This window comes from Ignavibacteria bacterium (assembly GCA_017303675.1).
In the GTDB taxonomy this organism is placed as follows: domain Bacteria; phylum Bacteroidota; class Ignavibacteria; order Tepidaquicellales; family OLB5; genus OLB5.
The window spans coordinates 617617-641516 of record JAFLBX010000001.1 but is presented as its reverse complement, the minus strand read 5'-3'; the positions used below and the strand labels follow the sequence as shown (position 1 = coordinate 641516).

The 23900-nt window shown below is 37.0% G+C and carries 18 protein-coding genes, 2 tRNA genes and 2 rRNA genes; 16 read left to right on the top strand and 6 right to left on the bottom strand.

Going from position 1 to position 23900, the window contains the following annotated elements; all coding sequences use genetic code 11:
- Positions 1–121 precede the first annotated feature (121 nt).
- The 7 genes from J0M37_02915 (at position 122) to J0M37_02885 (ending at position 5857) form a co-directional block, all read left to right on the top strand.
- A tRNA-Ile gene (locus J0M37_02915) sits at positions 122–195 on the top strand.
- A 25-nt stretch (positions 196–220) separates the two neighbouring features.
- Positions 221–293 (top strand) — tRNA-Ala (locus tag J0M37_02910).
- Positions 294–519: 226 nt separating this feature from the next.
- Positions 520–3459 (top strand): 23S ribosomal RNA (locus tag J0M37_02905).
- A gap of 192 nt (positions 3460–3651) precedes the next feature.
- A 5S ribosomal RNA gene (gene rrf, locus J0M37_02900) occupies positions 3652–3768 on the top strand.
- Positions 3769–4012: 244 nt separating this feature from the next.
- Positions 4013–4303: a type II toxin-antitoxin system RelE/ParE family toxin gene (locus J0M37_02895; GenBank protein ID MBN8584018.1), complete on the top strand. Its 291-nt coding sequence runs from the start codon at positions 4013–4015 to the stop codon at positions 4301–4303.
- A gap of 17 nt (positions 4304–4320) precedes the next feature.
- On the top strand, positions 4321–4647 hold the full coding sequence (locus tag J0M37_02890) for a HigA family addiction module antidote protein (protein MBN8584017.1): 327 nt from the start codon (positions 4321–4323) through the stop codon (positions 4645–4647).
- 469 nt (positions 4648–5116) lie between these two features.
- Positions 5117–5857, top strand: coding sequence for a hypothetical protein (locus J0M37_02885; protein MBN8584016.1), 741 nt, complete (start codon positions 5117–5119; stop codon positions 5855–5857).
- A 322-nt stretch (positions 5858–6179) separates the two neighbouring features.
- Here the strand turns inward: J0M37_02885 and J0M37_02880 are convergent, their stop codons facing one another.
- Genes J0M37_02880 through J0M37_02860 form a run of 5 tightly spaced genes read right to left on the bottom strand, consistent with a single transcriptional unit; the run spans position 6180 to position 12625 of the window.
- Entirely contained in the window at positions 6180–7172 is a 993-nt protein-coding gene (locus J0M37_02880; protein ID MBN8584015.1) for a DUF3883 domain-containing protein, read from the bottom strand.
- Positions 7144–9138 carry a DEAD/DEAH box helicase gene (locus J0M37_02875; GenBank protein ID MBN8584014.1) on the bottom strand — a complete coding sequence of 665 codons (1995 nt, stop codon included), beginning with the start codon at positions 9136–9138 and terminating at the stop codon, positions 7144–7146. Before J0M37_02875 ends, J0M37_02880 begins: the two co-directional genes overlap by 29 nt.
- Positions 9138–10469, bottom strand: coding sequence for a hypothetical protein (locus J0M37_02870; GenBank protein ID MBN8584013.1), 1332 nt, complete (start codon positions 10467–10469; stop codon positions 9138–9140). The genes J0M37_02875 and J0M37_02870 overlap by 1 nt, the downstream gene beginning before the upstream one ends.
- A gap of 1 nt (position 10470) precedes the next feature.
- Positions 10471–12174 carry a DNA (cytosine-5-)-methyltransferase gene (gene dcm, locus J0M37_02865; GenBank protein MBN8584012.1) on the bottom strand — a complete coding sequence of 568 codons (1704 nt, stop codon included), beginning with the start codon at positions 12172–12174 and terminating at the stop codon, positions 10471–10473.
- A complete protein-coding gene (locus J0M37_02860; GenBank protein MBN8584011.1) occupies positions 12164–12625 on the bottom strand; it encodes a very short patch repair endonuclease in 462 nt (153 codons plus the stop codon). Before J0M37_02860 ends, dcm begins: the two co-directional genes overlap by 11 nt.
- A 918-nt stretch (positions 12626–13543) precedes the next feature.
- Here J0M37_02860 and J0M37_02855 point away from each other — a divergent pair.
- The 5 genes from J0M37_02855 to J0M37_02835 all read left to right on the top strand — a co-directional run bounded on the left by J0M37_02855 (position 13544) and on the right by J0M37_02835 (position 18384).
- On the top strand, positions 13544–13957 hold the full coding sequence (locus J0M37_02855; GenBank protein MBN8584010.1) for a hypothetical protein: 414 nt from the start codon (positions 13544–13546) through the stop codon (positions 13955–13957).
- A gap of 817 nt (positions 13958–14774) precedes the next feature.
- Positions 14775–15089: a hypothetical protein gene (locus J0M37_02850; GenBank protein MBN8584009.1), complete on the top strand. Its 315-nt coding sequence runs from the start codon at positions 14775–14777 to the stop codon at positions 15087–15089.
- 1003 nt (positions 15090–16092) lie between these two features.
- Positions 16093–17088, top strand: a complete 996-nt coding sequence (locus J0M37_02845) for a hypothetical protein (protein ID MBN8584008.1) — start codon at positions 16093–16095, stop codon at positions 17086–17088.
- A gap of 258 nt (positions 17089–17346) precedes the next feature.
- The gene (locus J0M37_02840; GenBank protein MBN8584007.1) at positions 17347–17766 is read left to right on the top strand and encodes a hypothetical protein; all 420 of its coding nucleotides are present in this window, start codon (positions 17347–17349) and stop codon (positions 17764–17766) included.
- Positions 17767–17805: 39 nt separating this feature from the next.
- Positions 17806–18384: a DUF4256 domain-containing protein gene (locus tag J0M37_02835; protein ID MBN8584006.1), complete on the top strand. Its 579-nt coding sequence runs from the start codon at positions 17806–17808 to the stop codon at positions 18382–18384.
- A gap of 416 nt (positions 18385–18800) precedes the next feature.
- Here the strand turns inward: J0M37_02835 and J0M37_02830 are convergent, their stop codons facing one another.
- Positions 18801–19487 carry a DUF4918 family protein gene (locus tag J0M37_02830; protein MBN8584005.1) on the bottom strand — a complete coding sequence of 229 codons (687 nt, stop codon included), beginning with the start codon at positions 19485–19487 and terminating at the stop codon, positions 18801–18803.
- Between the two features lie 205 nt (positions 19488–19692).
- On the opposite strand from J0M37_02830, the gene J0M37_02825 reads away from it, so the two are divergent.
- From J0M37_02825 to J0M37_02810, 4 genes are all read left to right on the top strand, one after another.
- On the top strand, positions 19693–19977 hold the full coding sequence (locus tag J0M37_02825) for a hypothetical protein (GenBank protein ID MBN8584004.1): 285 nt from the start codon (positions 19693–19695) through the stop codon (positions 19975–19977).
- 163 nt (positions 19978–20140) lie between these two features.
- A complete protein-coding gene (locus J0M37_02820) occupies positions 20141–21601 on the top strand; it encodes a hypothetical protein (GenBank protein ID MBN8584003.1) in 1461 nt (486 codons plus the stop codon).
- Between the two features lie 145 nt (positions 21602–21746).
- On the top strand, positions 21747–23414 hold the full coding sequence (locus tag J0M37_02815; protein ID MBN8584002.1) for a hypothetical protein: 1668 nt from the start codon (positions 21747–21749) through the stop codon (positions 23412–23414).
- A gap of 139 nt (positions 23415–23553) precedes the next feature.
- The gene (locus J0M37_02810) at positions 23554–23829 is read left to right on the top strand and encodes a hypothetical protein (GenBank protein ID MBN8584001.1); all 276 of its coding nucleotides are present in this window, start codon (positions 23554–23556) and stop codon (positions 23827–23829) included.
- Positions 23830–23900 lie beyond the last annotated feature (71 nt).

Genomic DNA, 23900 nt, shown 5'->3' with positions numbered 1-23900 from the left:
GATTAAACCAAGTTGATTTACGCACACATTTAATTTTTATATAGGTCTTTCTATGAACAAGGGACTAACATCCCTTGTTCTTGAAGACTGAATATTTTGTGAATATTCAACCATGCAAGCAGGGCCTATAGCTCAGATGGTTAGAGCGCACGCCTGATAAGCGTGAGGTCAATGGTTCAACTCCATTTAGGCCCACGTTTTTCTTAACTAATTTTCTTTTGGGGCCATAGCTCAACTGGGAGAGCACCTGCCTTGCAAGCAGGAGGCTATCGGTTCGATCCCGATTGGCTCCACTTATTTATCCTGAGCGAAGCGAAGGATCTCAAAAATTTTTGCGTTTTAAATGGAGTAACAGGATTTAAAATTTCTTTACTTCCCAAGAATCCGAAATACAATGCGTATTAGGATAGATTGTTGTTCTTTTAACAAGGTAAGTTTTTCCGTAGATAAACAAGTTTATCGATGCGACTCTGAATAATCATTTATTCAGAAATTCTATCTGTATCGATAAAGATTTTTGGTAAAAGTTACTAAGGGCACACGGCGGATGCCTTGGCACTGGTAGGCGATGAAGGACGTGGTTACCTGCGATAAGCCTCGGATAGATGGAAGCAATCTTAGACCCGGGGATTTCCGAATGGGGCAACCCAATGCGAGTAATGTCGTATTACTATGCACTGAATAAATAGGTGCATCAGAGCAAACTCAGGGAACTGAAACATCTAAGTACCTGATGGAAAATAAAACAATAGTGATTTCCGGAGTAGCGGCGAGCGAAATGGAAACAGTCTAAACCTTGTGGTGTGTTAAAGACTCGAATCGTTGCATCACAGGTGTTGCGGGACTTTCAGATCAATTTCGAGTAGATCAAAGAGTACACTGATTCGTTAGCTGAATCGTTTTGGAAAATACAGCCATAGAGAGTGATAGCCTCGTAAGCGAAAACGATAGGCTCTTGAAAGTATCCCAAGTACCACGGACTAAGTGAAATTCTGTGGGAATCCGCGAGAACCATCTCGTAAGACTAAATACTAACCAGTGACCGATAGTGAACAAGTACCGTGAGGGAAAGGTGAAAAGTACTCCTGACAGGAGGGTGAAATAGTACCTGAAACCGTGTGCTTACAAACGGTAGGAGCCACCTATGAAGAGCTTGCTCTTCAAAGGGGTGACTGCGTGCCTTTTGCTTAATGAACCAACGAGTTGCTCGTATCATGCCAGGGTAAATTCTTAAGGAATGCACCCGCAGCGAAAGCAAGTCCGAAACGGGCGATTAGTATGATGCGGCAGACGCGAAACTGTGTGATCTAGTCATGGCCAGGATGAAGCAAGGGTAACACCTTGTGGAGGTCCGAACCGGTGCGGGTTGAAAACTGCTCGGATGAGCTGTGACTAGGAGCGAAAGACCAATCAAACTCAGAGATAGCTCGTTCTCTCCGAAATAGCTTTAGGGCTAGCCTCGGATAATAGTATGACGGAGGTAGAGCACTGATTGGGGTAGGGCTGTCACAACGGTACCAAACCCAGATAAACTCCGAATTCCGTACATATGTTTTCCGGGAGTCAGGCAGTGGGGGATAAGCTTCATTGCCAAGAGGGGAACAACCCAGACCACCAGCTAAGGTCCCCAAGTCTATGTTAACAGACTAAGGATGTTAAGTTGCTGAGACAACTAGGATGTTGGCTTAGAAGCAGCCATTCATTTAAAGAGTGCGTAATAGCTCACTAGTCAAGCGACTTAGCGCCGATAATACTCGGGACTTAAACATAGCACCGAAGCTGTGGACTAAGTAATTAGTGGTAGGAGAGCATTCTGTATGCAGCGAAGGTTTCCGGACAACGGGGGCTGGAGCGTACAGAAACGAAGATGTTGGTATAAGTAACGATAAACAAAGTGAAAAACTTTGTCGCCGAAAATCTAAGGGTTCCTGAGCAACGTTAATCGTCTCAGGGTTAGTCGGGTCCTAAGCTGAGGCCAAACGGCGTAGGTGATGGATAACAGGTTAATATTCCTGTACCGCCGAAATTTAAACCGGAGGGACGCAGAAGTGAAAGGAGAGCCACCTGATGGATGGTGGTCTAAGGGCGTAGGAGCAATCTGAAACCCGAACGGGATGGCGCAAGCCTATAAACTCTCCCTAATCAGGCTGCCAAGAAAAGCTCCGGCGTATACTAAGGCGCCCGTACCGCAAACCGACACAGGTAGATGAGATGAGTATTCTAAGGCGCTCGAGTGAGCCGTGGTTAAGGAACTCGGCAAATTAACCCCGTAACTTCGGGATAAGGGGTGCCCAATTATTTGGGCCGCAGAGAAATGGGCCAAGCGACTGTTTAACAAAAACACATGTCTATGCTAACCCGTGAAGGGGATGTATATGGACTGACACCTGCCCGGTGCTGGAAGGTTAAGGAGAGAGGTCATGGCGTAAGCCGGCAGCTTTGAACCGAAGCCCCAGTAAACGGCGGCCGTAACTATAACGGTCCTAAGGTAGCGAAATTCCTTGTCGGGTAAGTTCCGACCTGCACGAATGGTGTAACGATTTGGTCACTGTCTCAACCACGGGCTCGGTGAACTTGTGGTACCGGTGAAGACGCCGGTTACCCGCATATGGACGGAAAGACCCCGTGCACCTTTACTGCACCCTAGCACTGGATTCGGGTAATCTATGTGTAGAATAGGTGGGAGACTTTGAAGCGGCGGCGCTAGCCGTCGTGGAGTCGAAATGTGAAATACCACCCTTGGCTTATTTGAATTCTAACCTGCATCCGTCATCCGGGTGGGGGACACTGTTAGGCGGGTAGTTTGACTGGGGCGGTCGCCTCCTAAATTGTAACGGAGGCTCTCAAAGGTAACCTCAACCTGGTTGGTAATCAGGTGTTGAGCGCAAACGCATAAGGTTGCTTAACTGCGAGACAGACAAGTCGAGCAGATGCGAAAGCAGGAGTTAGTGATCTGCCGGTTCCGAGTGGAAGGGCCGGCACTTAAAGGATAAAAGGTACGCCGGGGATAACAGGCTGATCTCCTCCAAGAGTTCATATCGACGAGGAGGTTTGGCACCTCGATGTCGGCTCATCGCATCCTGGGGCTGGAGAAGGTCCCAAGGGTTTGGCTGTTCGCCAATTAAAGCGGTACGTGAGCTGGGTTCAGAACGTCGTGAGACAGTTCGGTCCCTATCCTATGCGGGCGAAAGAAACTTGAGAAGGCTCGTTCTTAGTACGAGAGGACCGGAACGAACGAACCTCTAGTGTACCAGTTGTTTTGCCAAAGGCACCGCTGGGTAGCTATGTTCGGTTGAGATAAGCGCTGAAAGCATCTAAGCGCGAAACTCGCTTCAAGATTAGGTTTCTCTTCCCTTCGGGGAATAAGGCTCGTTGAAGATGACGACGTTGATAGGCTTCAGGTGTAAGCATAGTAATGTGTTCAGCCGAGAAGTACTAATAAGCCGAAGACTTTACCTTTAATTTTTATCGATCAGATAGAATTTAGCATTGGTAAATTCGCTTAAAGTAATTGCTGGCGCCAGCCAGCGTTGGTTAAGCCAACTAAAAAATTGCAGCGGGGTTTATTTACAGGAAAAACTTACCTTTTGATTTTTACATTTGTTTGTCATTCCTGCGAAAGCAGGAATCTTATAATATGTATAAAAATTTTCTGGTGATTATAGAGCGGGGGTCACACCTCTTCCCATCTCGAACAGAGAAGTTAAGCTCCGCCTCGCCGATGGTACTACTACCGCAGGGTTGTGGGAGAGTAGGTCGTCGCCAGATTTTATTTTAAAGCCTCAGTTGAGTATTCAGCTGAGGCTTTTTTTATGAATTAATATTAATGACCTGCTCTCCCACCCGGCTATAGCCGGTTGTGTGATGCCCGCTAAGGCGATATAAAATGCGGTAGCCGCCCCCAACGGGGCAGGCAGATTTTATTTTAAACCCGATCGGATTTATCCGGCCGGGTATTTATATGATAAATTTATTGCTTGAATGTTATACGTTAAAGCATTAAGTTTAAAATGTGATCATTAATTTTACAGATAAAACTACTGAAGATATATATAATGGACTGGATTCCAAATCTGCCAGAAAAATACCGATTGTAATCTGGAAAATTGCGCAACGAAAGCTGGATATGATAGATGCTGCAGCTGAGCTGAGGGATCTTAAAATTCCGCCAGCCAACAGGCTTGAGAAGCTGAAAGCTAAGCTTGACGGATATTATTCTATTAGAATTAATGACCAGTTCAGAATAATTTTTAAATGGATAAATTCAGGCGCAGCAAACGTAAAAATAACAGATTATCATTAAATTTATTAAAAGGAAATATGATCCCTAAATTCAGAGAACCGGTTAAGCCGGGCGAAATTTTATTAAAAGAGTTTTTAATACCAATGGGTATATCGCAGGTTGCACTGGCAGAAAAAATGAACGTACCTGTGCAAAGGGTTAATACTCTTATAAACGGAAGGCGCGATATGACCGCCGAGACTGCTGTTTTGCTTTCATATGTATTGGGAACATCAACGCAGTTCTGGATGAACCTTCAGGCAGCATGTGATATATATAAGGCAGAAAAATCTCTGAATCAGCTAGCAGGCTCAAAAACTGCACTTAAAAGACCCTTTAAAAAAATTAACACAGTAAAATATTGATATTTTATTTTAAAGCCTCAGTTGAGTATTCAGCTGAGGCTTTTTTTATTTTTGCAGCTTTATGTAGGTGTCAGGTATGCCCGACACTATTTCAAAATCAAAAGCTTTCACCACAGAGACACGGAGGCACAGAGGTACACAAAAATATAATTCAATTTGTTATAGCCCCGCTCTTTAGAGCGGGGGATTAGTATAACCCCATAAAAAGAGCCCCGGCGGGGCGAAATGTTGTTTGTTGTTGGTGACAACACCAACAACGGAGTAAAATCTTATTCAAAAAGCAAAAGCCTTAACACAGAGGAACAGAGATATATGTATGTTTATATATAATTTTCACCCAGCCTGCCTTTAGGAGCTTGCCTGGCATATTTTAAAAAGGTGATAAAAATGCCGCCGCCTCAAAAAAAATTAAAGCACTGTAAATTAAATTAACATTATTTTATATTTGTTTTATTAAGAAAAGGATTTTATGGCAAGATGGACTAAAGCCGAGCTTGGTATCTTAAAGCGCAATTACTCTGCTAAAGGCTCAAAATATGTTGCGCGCAAAACGGGGCACCCGGCATCATCGGTAGTTATTAAGGCAAACTCCCTGGGGATAAGATCAGAAGCAATTAAGGTGTGGAGCCGGTTTGAAGTGAATTATTTATTAAAGAATTACGGTATTAAATCACCTGAATCTATTGCGCGCTCGCTGAAGAGGAATGTTGCATCAGTTGAAAATAAGGCGCGGAACCTGGGAATATATGTACCTAAGCCGCAAAAATGGAGCGATGCAGAGCGCGCTTTGCTGAAGAAATTATGGGGCAGCAATAAATACTCTCAAAAGGAAGCTGCAAAAATACTTAACAAAACATTTACATCTGTTCACCATATGGCATGGAAAATGGGGCTGCGCAGACCCGCCAGAGGGCACACATGGACCCCGGAAGAGGAGAAATACCTTAAGAAGAATTACAGGAAAAAACTGCTTTGGCAGATTGCAAAAGATCTGGGTATGAGCAAAGGAGCTGTATATCATAAAGCAAGCCGTTTAGGATTAAAGTTAAAACAATCCCCGCGCCCGTGGAAAGAGAGTGATGACAGTTACATACGTGAAAACTACAGGAAGATACCTACAAAACAAATTGCAGAGAAGCTTGAGCGAAGCCATGACATGATAAATATCAGGGCAGCAAAGCTTGGCCTGGCAAGGAAAAGAAATAAATAACACCACAGTGATTTAAAGTTATATTTTAAACCCGGTCGGATTTATCCGGCAGGGTTTTTTTATTATATAAAAGCAAAAACTTTCTGCACTATAGTTACGTAAGGCAGGCAAAGAATCACCCACGCCGCAGGCGGGCAGGCACTAAGACACCAAGCTTTTAAAGGTACACAAAGTATTTTTTATGTAAATTACAGGCAGGGAATCTTATTTTTGGAAATTACTAAGCATCTGTTGATAATTCAATTGAAGGTTGTTGTATTTACAGTGAGTCAAATAAATTAGTCAAAATTCTAAAAGTTTGTTTAAGGAATAATACTTTGTTTTAATCTATCAAAGTAATTTTCCATTTTTCGATTTCCTTTTTCCAAATTTTGTTTTGAAATATTTTATTATAAGGATTTTGAAAAATACTTGGCAAATAACTTTTATCTTTAATTTTGTTTATATCAACTAAATATAGAAAGTATTTATCGGTCAATTCTTGTGCTACATCAATTTGTTTTTTAGACCAGTAAAAAGTAAAATCATTAGAAAATGATTTTACTTCAATAAATCGATCGATTAATATTGAATCTAAATCTTCATATGATTGAATATCATATCCTACATCTACAAAATCATCTGATATTATTTTAACTTTGTGTAAAAGGTAGTGTTTTGCTAATCTTTTTTTTTCAAACTCTAAAACAAAATTTTCAGCTGTTCGGCCTTGATCTTCACGATTCTTTAAACTGAATTTTAACTTCGATAAAGGTAATTTGTTTTTTGAATTTAATTCATAGGTTGTAATGAGATAACTTATTATGCTATCTTCAAACAGTTGATTATAAATTTTATTTACAATAATGAATTCAAAGTCATTACTCCTATCAAGGAAACCGATGGAAACAAATAAATTTTTAATGGCTAAATATTTGTATGGAATAATATTTTCTTTTATATAATATATTTTTTCATTAGAATTATACTTAATAGAATCTGAATTAAATATTGAAACAAGTGCATTTTCTCTCTTTAGAGAATTCAATAGATCGAGAATAAAAGCATCAGATGTAAAAAATGATTCATTAATATTAAACTTTGTGAACTTCCTCAGATTTATTGATATAAAATAATTTTCATATTTGATATAATTCAGAAATTCAAATAAACTTAAAATGCCATCAATTGAGGCACTTATAGCAAATGAATTAACAATACAAAACGATTTTAAATCATCAATTGAAATTTTTGTTGAAATATAAATAGATTTTAAAACCGTAAATAATTGAGTTTTATTGCCCAGTTTATTGAATTCGAGTAGTTTTTCTAACATAATCTCTAATGATTGCTTTTAAATCACTCTCAAAGTCTACATCATAATCCATATTTTTTTCAAATAAAGGAATTGGTTGATTTTCTATTATTTCAAGCATTCTTTTTTCTTTATATATTAATCTATCATGTACGGTTTGCTCAATTGAATTCTCTGCTAATAGGTAATAATAATTTATTTTATCATCAATATTTAATCCAACTCTATGAATTCTATCTTTGGATTGAATGAACTGGGAAGCATTAAATGTTCTTTCTAAATATATAGCATTATGACAAGCCATATGGAGAGAAATAGACTCCGAAACAGCAAAGGGATTTGCAATTATAACCTTGAATTTAGAGGATGGATTATGGAATTCTTTGATAATTTTTTCACGTGTAATTACAGATTCAATTGTATCATCTATTTCTACAGGTATTTCACCTATTAAAAGTTCACTTTGTATATTGTTGTATGCTAAAAAAGTTTTTAATTCTTTTGCGGTTTGGATAAAAGTAGTCCAAATAATGACTTTTTGATTATTGTTAATAATTTTTTTTATTAAAGACAAAGTTGCTAAAAATTTAGCAGGTATTTCAGATTGGCTGTATTCTAAAATATTTTTTAAAATTTCTCTGTCATCAATAAATACTTGGTTCCCGATTTCATTTTCATTGAAATAATTGTCCAAAGGATTTTTAAGTAAGTTAATGTTAGAAGAAGCTTGTAATAATCTTATTATTCTAGCTTTTAATAATGTAGATGACCATTGATTCTCTTGAGTATTTTGGAAATACGATAGGTATTTATTTTCTATAAAATCATATATTTTTCTTTGATTTAAGCCCATAGGTACTGTAATTGGTGGGTTTTCAATTGGACTCGGTAACCCAAATTGTTCTTTTAGATTTTTTTTGGTTATTCTTATAAAAAAAGAAGAAGCATTGTTTATTAAATTCTTAACCCTTGGATCAAATCTATTATTTGTCATATCTCTTAATTGAAACAAATGGAATTTTAAAATATCTTTATCCGGCCAAATAAATTTATACAAATTATATAAATCCTCATATCCATTAGGCATTGGTGTACCAGTTAAAACAACCCTTGCTTTACAAAAAGGTGCAATATTCAACGCAGCTTGTGCCCATACACCACCATCAGTATTCTTTATTTTATGAGCTTCATCAAGAATAACCATAACGTTGTTACCTTTTTTGTTAAGATAATTCTTGACATTTTCTATCTCGTTGCATAACGTTTGATATGACATTAACAGTAATTCAGGTGATTCATCTATACTTGAAACTGGGTTTAATATATATTCTCGTTCTTCTTTGGAAACTCCGCCAGATAATCTTTTTGAGGAGGGTTTTTCTCCAAAACATTTTTCATATTCCATTTCCCATGGGGCAAACGAACTTAAAGGTCCAATAACTAGTAATTTATTAACATGTCTAACATTATTAGAAGCAAGATTCTTTAAAAAAGAATAAGCTGCAAATACTATAGACGTTTTACCAGAACCAGGTACTGAAAAATTACAAGCATTTTGAGAAAAAGCTAAGTGAAAAGAAGCTAATAATTGTAAATAGTATAGTGTTCTTGTTGGTAAATGTTTTTTTATGCATTCAGAAAAATCTTTAAAGTCCTGAATATTTATTTTGTTTTCCCATATATTCTTAGCTTCATTAGAAAAAAACTCGAAATTATACTCGTTTAATAAAAATTCACTCAATACATTTTGTACTTTTGTAGTAAAATGATGTTTAATACTATACTGTTTGAAAAGTTGTTGTAAATTATTTAAAATTTGATTTTGTGATGATACTTTATATGGAACTAGGATAGAATCATGGCCAAAATGTGCATTCAAAAAATCAACTAGAAATGAATTTATTCTTCTATTTGATTGTAATCCATGAATTTCACCAGTAATTTCAAATTGTTGTAAGTCTTCAAGAATATTTATAGTTATTAGCATTAATTCTGTTTATTATGTTTTATAACTTGCTTAAAGTCCCATGTTAAACTGTTTATTTCCTTTATTAAGGCTTCAACCTCATTATCTAAATAAAAAGCTTCTATATCCGTGTTTATTTGCAAAAGTGCATCTAATGCCTTTTGTAATAATTTTTTTGGTTCTTTTATAGACTTTACATTTGCTAACTTATCACTAGCAATATTCAAATTTCCTTTTAATAAACCCGAGACATCGCTTGTCCATTTTTCATCTCTACTTTTCAATAACTTTGCTAAATCACCTTTAGGATTATCTTTTCTTATTTCATCTATTGTTGGTTCAGAAGCCAGAATATTATCTGTTTTTTTAAAATGGTTTTCTTTAAACTCATCCCAAATGGACTTGTTGCAAAAAATACTATCTTCCTTATTAGGTTTTCCTATAATACGGTACTCTTTTCCTTCGCCACTGTATCTCGCTCTGATAAAGTCATAATAAATTAGTTTTAATTCGTTTATATCGGTTTCCTGTGGGTTCCAATTCATTTTACTCAGACCATTACCTGTATTTTTATATTGAAATTCATTGTTGGTTTCGTTGTAAATATATCCATAAGAAGATAAATAGTTTTCTAAATCAACAAATATCCCTTCAGTTTTTTCTAATCTTGTATATATGCCTGAATATGTTAATTTATCTAAATAGTCATCCATGAGTTTCATTATTGCTAAATAATCGTGAACATTAGAAGGCTTATCTCCCATCATCTTAGCAATTTGTTCTTTAGTAAAATCAATTTCTTTCAAATCTTTACATTTTAAATACTTTTCTATTGGGTTATAATCGACTTTCGCATCTTCCCCCATTTGATACATTGTTTCCAGTCTCATTATTTCTTTTGGGTTATCATCCAAAGTTTCATCTAAAATTGCAGCTTTAAAGTATTGGGGTCTAATATTTTTTTCTTTGGCAATTTTATTTAAGATAAGAGCTCTTCTATTCCCATCAATAATAATACCGTCTTTAGTAACTATACCATATTTTAATTGACCTTTTTCGTTTATATCTGTTTCAGTGTTCTTGTTATAATTTAAACTCGAATTCCATAAAAACTCCTCAATTTTCTTTTTATGATTATCCTGTTCAGGATTTAATTCTTCGAATTGTTTTTCATAAGATTTAACCATACTTGAAATACGGCCATTATATTTATTGTAAATTAATAATTCTAAATCAATCTCAAATACATCCATTTTATGTCTGTCATTTTTATAAAATACTTCCATTTTAGAATAAGGTTTTCCGGATTTTTTGATATTATCTAATTGTTCAATTCTTAGGTCTTTGTTCATATTATTGTTTGTTGGTTATTGTACAAATTTTATTTATTGCATAAAGAGCTAGTATTTGTTTTATAGGTACTATATTTTTTTTGAAAATTTTTAAGTTACCTTGCTTATAATTTAATTTATCATTTTTTAAATGTAAAATTATTTTTGAAGCTTCTTCAATTAATGCTGTAGGTTCTAAAAAATTATTAATATTGCGCTGATTCTCATACATATATTGCATCAAATTACTTGGAGCAATCTTATCAGAAAAACCGTTATTAATCATATCTAAAAATTTGTCACCATTTTTAAAATTAATTATGGTTTCTTCTAATTTTAAGTAAAAATGGTCAGGATAATTATGAGTAGGAAAACCTTCTCCTGTGCCGTATTGAACAGATGTGAACCATTTTTTTAAATTTGTTTTTTTACTAATATCATAATTGGATAATGTAACAGTCATATTACCTTCTTTTATAATATGACCTCTAAAACGACAACCTTTTTTCTTTTTGAAAAACTTTTGGAACACTTTTTCCTTAAATGTATTCAAGTTAACAATTTGATTAATATCTTGATCAACTTTTATTTGAGGATTACAAATAGATTCTAATCCTAATGCACGCCTTACCTCTTTTGCTAAAGCTCGCGAGACATTAGGAGAGACTGCATTTCCGACCAATCTCCACTTTGGATTCTCATTCCCAATAAATTGGTAGGTAATAGGAAAACCCATAAAAACAGCTGCTTCTCTAACAGTTGCAGTTCTATATTTTCCATTACCTTCTCTATTGTATTCAGATAAGTATATTAATGCTTCTCTAGAACTTCCAATTTTTGTAGCAGTTACGGTCCGGCTTGGTGCATCCATATTTTCAGGAAACGACATCCGTCCCATATATGGGTGATTTGTTTTCAGGCGTTTAGACATTTCCCAATCATGTTTATGTATGCCGGTATCATAAAAATGATCAGTTAATTTATCCATGGTTATTGAAAAACCATAAACTGGATCAATTATTTCTCTTTTTGATTCTTTTTCATTTGGTTTAGGTAATGTATTCTTTATAAATCCTATTGTAATGTGCTCAGGTAAATTTTCTTTGTTATTTACTATAGAATGCGTTTTAGACGGTATTACAAATTTATTTAATTTTATTATTTCACCCGTAATTAATCTTTTTCTTCTTTGCGGTGCACCATAATCGGCTGAATTTATTACAGCATTATTACCTTTTAAATTAATTGCAATATTATTTGGATCAATATTATTCTTCTTTGCCCAACTGGTTAAATACAGGTCATTAAAAGTATAAAATTCCTTTAAATGTTTTTGTGAATTAAGCACATTTTCCATGAACCATGCTTTTAAAATTGAACCTGGCTTATGTTTTTTTAAAGCAATGATCTTTAAGAATATTTTAGTTAATAAAATACCTTCGGTTTTGTCAGCCTTTCCAGATCTATTTGAGCTAGAAAAACTTACACAAGGTGGGCTCCCAACAATTACATCAGTATCTGGTAAATTTTCAATTTCTAAATAAGAACTAAAATCCTTAATATTCCTAATTTGACAATTAAGATCAAAATTTTTGTTAAAGGTATCTATTGCAGGTTTCCAATGATCGATACCCATAATGATTTCAAAGCCCTGTTGCCTGAAACCTTCTGAAAATCCACCAGCTCCACAGAATAAATCTAAAACTGTTAACTTTTCATTTTGCATCTTTATCTTTGATCTTTTTCTCAATTTTTAATATTTGTTTATTCACATCTTTTTTGATCTGGCATTCCCATAAGGTTAATGTTACCCAGCCCATTCTTTTTAATTCATAAATCTTTCTTTTATCACGTTCTTTATTTTTTGCAAATTTATTTTCCCAAAAATATTTGTTACTTTGGGGTATCTTAAGTTTACAATATGGACATCTATGCCAGAAACATCCATTTATGAAGATTCCTATTTTATTTCTAGTTAATGCAATGTCAGGTTTGCCTGGTATATTTTTGGGATGAATCCTGTAACCTCTAATTTCTCTTTTATAAAGTTCATTTCTAATTAGTAATTCAGGTTTTGTGTTTTTTGCTCTATTTGCACTCATAACCCTTGAAATATTTACATTTCGTGGTATTGGTGCTCTTCCATCGCGTATGAAGATATTGTTATCCTTTTTCATGAATAAAAAAAGGAAACCCACTCTGAAAGAAATTCAGAACGAGTCCCCCTAACTATCAAATATAGTAAGTAAAATTATTAAATAAAATCATTGAAAATTAACATTAGTAATAATATGGTGCATATACCATTTTTTTGTGTGTACATCTGCCATAATGCAAAGATAAACAAATCTGTACTTTTTGTCTTGATACAAAAAGTACCAAAAAAATCAAGGCTGCTGAAAAAAAGCTAAAACACTTCAGTCGCAATTGAAGCAAAAATAACTCGGCTTCGCCTCAAACAGATTTTTGCAGTTATTAAATGCGCCTTCGTGTTTTTTTACGCTTTTTTTCAAAGGCCAATCAAAAACAAAAAATAAAACATAGCGTACCTGACTTTAAAGTTTGGCGTCTTGGCCCCAAAGGGGCTCTCCATAGTTGTACTTTGAACCTTCGGAGCGGTGAAATGCTTTTGCTTTGTGGGGTGTCAGGCTCCCAAGGAGTAAACTAAACCGTAACAACTACAAATGCATTTGATCGCATCCTCTAAGATGTATGTGCAGGAGAGCAGACCCTGAAGCACCTGCCTGCCGTAACGGCAGTTCAGGCAGGAGTTCAGGGTGACAAAAAGCTGATACGTGACTCAGTGCCCCTGACTTTTAGATTTATAAAAGTTCAGTGCCTCCGCCTGACTTTCCTTATTTCTCTTCGCAAATTTAAGTCCGCCAAAAACCATAATAAGCAGACGACCCACCATGCCTTTGGCTTGGCTAGGCGGGACGTCTCTACAGTTAGTTTGGTGAAAGTTATTGAATTTGATTTTATACCCCCTCCATCTCCCCCTGTCAGGGGGAGGGTGCCAAAGCAAGAGCAGTTCAAATCACATCTTATTTTATTAATTTTGTAACGGTTCTCTTTCGAGTTACGGAGGTGTAAAATTGAAGATCTCAGCAGGGAAGGCTTTGGCTGCTATAATCCTTGCCGTTATAACTGCCTGGGCTGCTTTAAATCTCTCATATAACGTACGGCTCGCTGCCGGATTAGCTCTTGGTATCCCCTCGTTTATTCTGCTCCTTATCAGCAGGGTGCATATAGGTAAATATTTCGCCGTACTGCCTGCGGCAAAAGGACTCGCAACACGCGGCATATACTCAAAGATCAGGCATCCGCTGTATATATTTATTGACCTGGTATTGCTCGGCGTTGTGCTCATAACGGGCGTTTGGTGGCTTGTTTTTATATGGGGAGTGCTTGTAACGCTTCATCTTATTTACATGGAAAAAGAAGAAGCTGTGCTTCTCGGTGCGTTCGGCGGGAAATATACGGAGTATAAAAAAGGAACGTGGTTTTAAAAGCGGTATGTTATCTTTTTTACTATTTGTAATGAAATTGGTTCGTTTCTATTTTAATATTTAGCTTATGTACTTTTTGTCTTGATAAAAGCCTGTTACTTTCTTTTCAACGATTCCCGCATCGGGTGCGGGACAGGGGCAGAAAGTAACCAAAAGGCTATTTTTTTGTCATGCTTTACTTTTGACTGTATGTTGGTTCAGCAGGCAAGAATTCAGGTGACATAATAAAATTCCAGGTGTAGTTTAAATGAACCCCCTTTTTAAATTATAGAAAATCAATATTAACGTTTAATCACAGATTATTTATTGTTCAGGATTTTCATCCCCCCTTTATCAAAGGGGGGACAGACTCTAAGCCAATTGGTATATCTTCAATTAAACTTTAGCTCGATCTCGGCTTAATCTCCAACGGGGGGTTAGCTTTATATGGCGGCTTTGCTTGAGCTAGACAAATCCTCCTCAACAAGTCGACTCGATGAGTCATTGACCAGCCTCCTCATCAAGGGGGACTTATTATAAAATCAATCATTTATGGAAATATCCGGGTGTATGCCAAAAAAGTATCATGCAATGATACGAATATGCTGTTGGCATAGGTTATATTTGTTGGTCGATGTGAGACGTCAAAAGTAAAACGTCAAACGTTAATTGTGAAATGTCAAATGTAATCCCGCTTTCAGCGGAACTTCGAAACTGCCGGAGGCATAAACAATGGAGTTTTTGTAGAGACCCCCTCTAGCTCCCACGTGTCTTCGCCAGTCCGTAAGGCCTGTTAGGGGAAGAAGAGCAAACTTTTATAAATTAAACAAAAAATAAAATGCAGATAAACAAAAAAAGGCTTGAAAAAGCAAAAGAAACACTCAAAAAGCTGACGGAAAGGAAAGTTGGCGAAATTAACGAAGCGCAGGTGGTTTTTTGCGCTTCTCTTAAATGTTTTCTTATTACCGGTGAATATGAGATGGCAGACAGGGCTATTGACATGCTTTTAACAGATCTTAAAATGGAGCCTGAGGAGATCATGAAAACAATGAAAAGTATTAAGTTAACTGAAGAGTACATTGCTATAATGATGAAGTGTGTAAGGGATAGTAAGCTGGTTAAGCAGGCGTTTAATAATTTTTCTATGAATTAAATTACAACCCTTATGTTTTCTTTCATATCTAAGGGAGGGGCAGCTTACGCCCCTTTCTTTGCTATGCTTACCGGGGGTTATTGTAAATAACGTGTCACCTCTACGGGGTTCAGAAGCCTGGAGTTTTATGTTGTATTTATATCCCGTTTTAGAAGCAAAAGCTTTGTGCTCTTTTGAGACTTGGCAGCCGGTTTTGAAAAAAAATAATTCGGATAATCAGCAATGAAAAGGCTTAATATATCAGAAATGTGAAAAGCCCACTAATACAATTTCGCAGGATAAACCAGAGCCGAAAGGGCGTTATGATTATGTACTTTTTGTCTTGATACAAAAAGTACCAAAAAAATCAAGGCTGATGAAAATTTCCTGAAATTATTTTCGCTTTACAGGAAAAGAACTCGTCCCGCTTTGCGTGACTCAAACAACTTTTCCTGTGATGTTTCTGCTCAAATAATTTCCTGGCGGAAATTTTCATAGGCCGTTTTAAAAGCAAAAGCTTTGTACTCCTTTGAGACTTGGTGTCTATTTTTTGTTCTAAAGAGGGGGGCTAATCGTTTTTCTGAGGCGGGTCAAAAGATTTGATTTTTTTTAAGCTGTTTTTCATAGGCTGTTTGGAATCAAAAGCTCAATCAAAATCAAAAGCAAAAGCAACCCCCATCTCAGATTAATGTTTGTTAAAGTTTACTGATAAATTTTGAATTTATTGATAATTATAGAATTCCTCCCCCCTTCAACCGAAGGGGGGACTATATCTCTGCTTAAGGAAAATCTGAAATTAAACTTTACGCTAGGATAATCCTAAATTTTAGATGGGGGTTCAGCTTTGCGGAGATTTGTAAATACCACCCCGGCACGTTGTGCCACCCCTCCTTAAGAACTGCTAAGGCAATCAGGAAGGAGGGGAGCTTTTATTAACTTTGTGCGCATTTAGACTTTACAAATTTTTTAAATTTATTTTATAACTAAACCAGGGATCACCGCTTGCGCGGGGATGTTAATGAATATGAAAAAGTTCAATAAAGCTCTTAACGCAGATATCACAGAATTAAAAACGCTGCATATGAAAAAAGATAAGTCAGATTTCAATAAGCGGAAAGCTGAAATAATGGCTAAGCATAAGATCAGCAAGGCTACCGTTTACCGTGAGATGAAAAAGGATACGCCGGGGTATTACAGGAGACCGCAATACAACCCGCCGGTACGTGAAATAACCGAAAAGGAAAAAGAGCTTCTTGGGGGGATGCTTTACCGGCAGATGGATATCGAACGGATACGCCATGAAATGGAATCCAGATTTGGCATGAGCTACAGCTGGGACAGAATAGATATGATAAGAAGTGAAATAGAAAAGGAAACAGAAGCACATCAAAAAAATAAAAAAAAGTTATCACAAGAAAAAAACGGTACGGGTTTAAAATCCGGATTGGGTATTGAAACCCGCTTGGGTATTGAAACCGGTCACAAGGCTAAACAATTGAGGAAATATGATTATGAAATACCGGGAGGCGAGGATGTTGGGGTTTTTATTGAAAAGATATTTTCAATAAAAGATATGGTACCGGGAACATTTATCCGGATAAAGATCAAAGGGCATGAGCTTAAGATAGGGTATGATGCTGTAAAGGATATCCAGCGGATAACTACCAATTCAGCGGCAGCAGGCGGAATGAACATTCTTGAAACAGCCAAAATAAACAACAAACATTTATGCGCAGAACAGATACGTCATTTTTCACAGGGCAAGGTTCACGGGATAAAAGATCTGGTGATGATAGATAAAATACTAAAGGATTATGAATCAGAAGGTCCGAAATGCGGATCTGATTTTGATTATTTTCTGAAAGTAGTTCAGCATTTTGTACCGAAAGTAACACGTGAAGACCTGGTAGTTTTTATAAGCTTTAATCCGCCGCCTGAAGGAAGCGTAAGCGAATCATTTTTACCGGATCTGCCTGAGATCGAAACAACAGTTTCTGCATGGTGCAAAAAAAATATATGACGAAATTAAGCTGTCCTCTTTAAGCTGATGGGCAGACTCAATTCAAGTATTGTTCATACCACCCCTGCATCAAATTGCTATTGCAATTTGCTGCTTTCCCCTCCTCAATAGAGGAGGGGAGCTTATATTTATTAAATGCTTTGAGGGGGAGTAGATACGTTTTTGATCTTATCACGAACTTAAATATTGTAATAAATCACTTTAACCGCTAACTTGCGGTAAATTCGGCAAAAATTCTAATAATTAACCACACAATTGATGAAAAAGATAACAGCATACACTATAGTTATACTTGCAGCATTTGCTGCTTTAGCCGGCGATTCTTACAGCCAGCGCCAGAAAAACGATACACTTTACTTCTGTGAGGAATATAAGGATAGCAAAGAGATAGGCAACGATGATGAGTTCTATATATCAGCCGATGGCGGCTATATTACGGTAATGCTCCGCACACTGAAAGCTATAGGCGTTACATCGGTAAGCATACTTATTGAGCGTGATGTAGCGGGCATTAAAGAAAAAGTATCCACCGAGCCTTTTGATGTTGAGGCAAACTGGGATTATATTTTCTTCGATAAAATAGTATTTAAACACCCGGGCAAATATAAAGTAAGCGCGGTTAAATCAAATGGTGATATTATCGCATCCGCATACGTGCGTATGCTTTTGGAAAAGTAAATTCAATCTGTCATTCATCTATACACAACAGTACCAAACATGAAAACCACAAAGAGCAGCAGCAAAAAAACGAACAAAGCGCCGGAATTTGAAGACCTGCTTGATATATTAAAAGAGCGGTTTGAAAAAAATAAACAGCGCCATAAGGGTATAACCTGGGAAAGCGTTTCCAAAAGGCTTGAAGCGAACCCGGAGAAGCTTGCTTCGCTGGCAGAAATGGAGCGCACCGGCGGCGAGCCTGATGTAATTGCCATCGATAAAAAAACGGGAGCTGTTACATTTTATGACTGCTCCGCTGAAACACCCGCCGGCAGGCGGAGCCTGTGTTATGACCGCGAAGCGCTTGATAAGCGCAAAGAGCATAAGCCGAAGAATTCCGCTTGTGACCTGGCCCGCGAAACAGGCATTGAGCTCTTAACCGAAGATGAATACCGCGCCCTGCAGCAGCTTGGCGAGTTTGACCTGAAGACATCAAGCTGGGTGTTAACTCCGCCTGAAGTGCGCGATCTTGGCGGCGCGATATTCTGCGACCGCAGGTTTGACCGCGTGTTCACCTATCATAACGGCGCAGAAAGCTATTACGCTGCGCGCGGCTTCCGCGGGAAGCTTGTGGTATAAACCATGATTACCCTGATTAGCTTGATTAATGTGATTAGTATTTAGAACACCCGGTGAATTAAGTTTAATGTTACTTTCTTTTCAGCGATGAAAAGAAAGTAACCAAAGAAAAATCGCCCGCTGCTGAAAAATTAGCTAAAATTATTTTCACTTCACTGCAGGAAAAGAACTCGTTCCGTCACTTACGTGCCTGAACTTCAGACAGTTTTTCCTGCGACGTTCGCTCAAATAATTTTTTTCCGCTAATTTTTCAAAGGCGGGGAAAAAGAAAAGATCAAAAACCTTTCCACTGGACGCCTACAGCTTACAGCTCTTTGAGAAATAGGCCGGTTAGAATCAAAAGCTCAAGCAATCCCACCGAAGATCATAGTATGTTAAAACTTACCTATCGACCCACCTTTATTAAGGGGAGAGGTTTATTTCAGTAACGCCAGGTATTTGCGGATATACTCATCTTTCTTTTTGAGGCGGTACTGCATTATGAACCGTGGGTGATCGAGCGGGATAATTTCGCCGAAGAAGTTCTGCTCAGCATTTAATGCTGTTAAGAATTTATAGTTCTTTCCCGTACCGAGGCAGTAACATTTATCCCGGCGAAAGCCCAGCTTAAGCTGGGCATTAATGCTTTTTATGATGAAATCCTTAGCTGCGCGGGTAAGCTCAGGGGAGTCGTAATAATTATAGTTTTTCTGCCTGCCTTTTGCATGCAGCGATACAAAGCCCAGCGGGCAGATCGAGTTAATATAGAAACGGCTGTAAAATTTCTTTACGCCGCCATAAGCCATTATCATATCATAAATAAAAACACTTGAAAGCTCATGAGAGCTGAAGCCGTTGATATTAATTCCGCAGAACTCGCTTAAGCGCTTTGTATCGGTAAAGGGGATACCCGTAACACCGGCGCCGTGGCGCCCGGGGTTTATGCCAAGTATCATATACCGCGGTTTGCCGGAAGAGTAATACTTGTTGTAAAAAAGTGATGTAACCCGGGTTATTTCAGGGTTATTGCAAAACGGGTTCATAACCCCGATGCCTTTTGGCAATGGTGCTGTGAATTTCAGCGAAGCGTTAAAATCCAGGATTCCCTGTGCAAGTGCAGACATATTTAATATTATTTGTAAACCACAAAGATAGCTTAATCAGCGGAAAGATTAAAGAACCTTTGTTTATCTTCAGCCGTTTCAGAAGTAACTGATATTTACAACCTTAAGAACAATTTTAGAGATATAATTAAACCTTTGCTAATAGCAACTGTCATATATATGTAAGCAGGCAGAAATGCAATTTTACAATAAAACAGTAATTACTATGAAAAGCACATTTTTGAAACTCTTCGTTGTGCTCTTCGCCGCAGCATCCATATCCACCACACTTGTAACAGCAGCAGAAATGAATTTTGCCGGAAACGGCGATCCCCTGAAGGCCTGCACCGGCACCCAGGATAGAAAGCGTGACAGGCTTCAGCAGAAGGACCCGAACTGCGTTCCTAAAAAAGACGGCACAGGCAAAAAGAATAAAAAGGGCAGCAAAAATAAAAAGGGCTCCAAAAAGATGAATAAAAAAGGGAACGGCAGCAAAGGTAAAGGCAGGTAATTGATCTTATCTAATTGATACCCTTGTTATACACCAAATTTTTAAAAAGCCGGGTAAAATACCGGCTTTAGTTTTATCCTGCATATTTTGTGTTTCTTTTACGATATTTGCGGCAACGCAAATTAAAGGTCCCCAAAAGAAAAAGAAAGAGGATTCTTAAAATATGCCGGATAATGAAAAAAGTGATTCACTTGGCTTAACGCTGGCTATTGGATTTTTGAAGCTGCTGGATAAAAATGAGCTTAGGGAGTTTGACAGGTTTGTACACTCGCCGTTCTTTAACAACCGCAGCGAGGTAAGCAGTTATTTTGATGTGATCAAAAAATATTACCCGGATTTTTCTCATAAAGAGTTCACCAAAGAAAATGTGTTCGCAGAACTGTACCCCGGAACAGCTTTCAGGGATGATGTGATAAGAAGGCTTAACAGCAATCTATTTAAGCTTGGTGAAGAATACGGTGCATATACAAGCCGCCGGAAAAATGAATTTGAATACGAAAAAGACCTACTGAATTTCTACTTCACAAAAAACGCAGATAAATCATTTAAAAAGCAGCTAAGAAATATAGAGGGCTTCCTGGAGTCACAGGAAATAAATGATCCGGAATATTTTTACAATCTCAGCACTTTAAATGAAATAGAAAGAAACCAAATGCTGAAATATGACCCTACATATAAAAGATCTGGGTTTGAAAAACAGATAGTGAACCACTGGAAGTACCTTCTTTCATCAATGCTTAGACTTTATGGTTTCGGAGAGTATGAGAAATTTTTCTTTAATAAGGAGTATGAGCTTAAATACGCAGATGAGCTGCAGCATATTGCAACAAGCTCAAATTTTATGGGCTCTGTTGCCATTGAGATCTACTACAGGGCATTCAGGCTGTATGCTGAGAGTAACAATGATGATGATTTCCATAAGCTTAAACAGCTTATCAAAGATAACACAGCGCTTTTCAGCAAGAACGAGCTGTTTCATCTTTACATTCACCTGTTCAATTACTGCAACATCAACAAGCTGAAAAAGGATGTGGATTACAGCAGGGTGGAGTTTGAAATTTCAAAGGAAATGATAGAAAAAGAGATGATCATAAATAACGGGGTAATTGATCCAGGCTGGTTCCGCGGAATATTCTTTAAAATATTTAACGCCGGCGAAATAAAATTCGCAGAAGAATATATCAATAAATACCGCTCCGCGGTATCAGGCAATGACAGTGAAAATGTTGTGAACCATGCGCTTGCACAGCTTGCTATGCACAAAAAAGATTACAGCAAAGCCCTTGAATATCTTGCAAAAGCAACTTACCAGCATATAAATGATAAGTGGCTGATAAAAAATATTTATCTCAAGATATTTTATGAGACGGGAAGCTATGAGGAATTCTATTATACTGTTGACAGCATCCGGCATCTGATAAAAGAAGAAGGCTCGTGGAACGAAAACCTGATAACGCCTATCAGGAATTTTATTACCCATGCTTCAAAGCTCTTCAGAATAAAGCAGAAGGAAACCGATATACCGGTGGATGAAGTAAGACATGAAATACTGACCTCAAAAACCATAGGCAGGCAATGGCTTCTTGAAAAAACCGATGAAATTGAAAATGCTTCAAAATCTTAAGTAAATCCTTACCTGTTTTATAAAGAATTTCAATTAAAAACAAACGCGCGAATTTTTCCGTAAATATTGTAATTTTATAGATTGGCAGATGATTTTTGTTTGAGTATCTTTGTATATCAGAAATTTAAATAATAAACTAAACTACATGAAAAGGGTCAATATTACATTATTTTCAGCGTTTTTATGCATAATGTTAGTTATGCAGGCAGGCGCTCAGACAATTAACCAAAAGCTGATAACAGGAATTCCCCAGGGGAACGGAACTGTTGACGCTTATTCACTGAAATACGATGCAGCTACAGGCGGCTGGGCATATGCATCTTATGATACAACAACTACAAAATATACGATAATTACACCGAAAGGCTCCTCTAAGCCTTTCAATTACGCTATGACATATAACGCTCTGTTTGATACAGATGGAAATTCATACATAATAGGTAGCGAAAATATCACGGATACTGTTTATAAATATTCAATATTAAAGAATAATGATGTGGTTGCAGAATATGATTTTGTCACCGAAGGATGGACAATTAAAGATAACGTAATTTATTATTCAGCAAGCGAAGGCGGAAAATCATTTTTAGCAATGTATGATACCAAAACAGGAAGTATAACCAAGGGAAAAGTATACGATGAGGTACGGCTTGCATATACACCTGATGGCTATTCTGAAGGTGAGCCTATAGGTTATGTTGGCTTCACAAAATCAGGAAGCGTTTATTATATAGCCAGGGAAAACAATGAAACATTCCTTGTAATAGGCGATAAAGAGCAGAAGCATTACAGCGATATTACATGGTATGACCTGAAGTTCAATGCTAATGATGAACCCTGCTATATTGCAAGATCATCCGGGCAGTTCTACATGGAAAGAGGCAATACATTTGTTGTTGTAGGTAACAGGGAATTTAAATCTTTTGACTGGGTTTACGGCCCGATAACATTTGATAACAGCGGCAACCCGATGTATGTTGGACAGGATTCGGTTGGCGAATATAAATACCGCTCAACGCTTATGCAGGGCGAAACAGCAATTGAAAGCGTGAGCGGAAGCATCTATAATTACGGCTTTAATGAGGCAGGAAAGCTGTACTACATTACTTCAGAAGAAAGCACCAACTCGAAAGGCGAGTATGTATATTCAGCAACATTGGTTATTGGCGGTAAAAAGAGCAGTAAATATTCATCAGTTAATTACCCGATTTTTAATAAAAAGGGCGATGTTCTTTTTACGGCTTCTGATAAGGATAACAAATACTTTGTGGTGCTTAACGGCGAACAGATATCGGGAAAATATGATTACATAAGCGAAGCAAAGTTCATGCCGAACGGAAATATAGCTTACGTAGGGGTAAAGTACGGTAATTATGATAAGAATATTCCCGATAAAAGTTATGTGATAATTGATGATGAAGAAATGGGTCCGTATAACACTATCAATACAGCAGACTGGAAAACGAACCAGATAATATTAACCAACGGCAGCAATGGTTATTCATTTTTAGCAGGCGATCTGGTTGATAAGAAAAATTACAGTTATAAATATAATGTTTATTCAAATATCGGTGAGAGCAAAACATTTGATAATATCAGCGATCTTAAATATGTGAACGGAAAGCTTGTATATTTTGCCGGAAATATGATTAAAAAAGATCTCTATATATATGACTACTCACTTTATGTAAATAATAAAAAGCTTGGTGATACATATTCAGCTTACACAGATGTAAATGTAAAGAATGACGGCACAATTACATTCATAGCCTCAAAAGGCAATGATATGTATTTTGTTGAAGCAAAACCGTAATTTGTTAAATGGTTGACCGGTAAAACGGTTAATCGGTTAATCGGTCAAAAAATAATCCTTTAACAAGTTAAATAAAAATATATTTGTATATGATCAGACGGGCTTTTGCCCGTCTTTTTTATATCATTAATTGATACACATGAAAAAGAAACAGCAGGTATATTGGGATATGTCGGAATTCAAAAGTGATCATACCAATATACTGCTCCCGGAGTTCGCGCCTCCTGGAAAGAGATGTTTCAACTGCAAGTTCTATTACCGGCTAATGCCGCGCTACAGCGCTGCTGCAATTCTCAGAAACTATGAATCAGAAGGCGTATACCTGCGGTATGAATATGGACAGAAATTTTGCATAAAAAACAATTATTTTACATATTTTAACAGTTATTGCACAATGCATACTTTAGATAAATAACGAGATATCAATAAAATAACAAATATATACTGTACCAAACAGTGGATAAAAATCATAAATTAAAATGACCC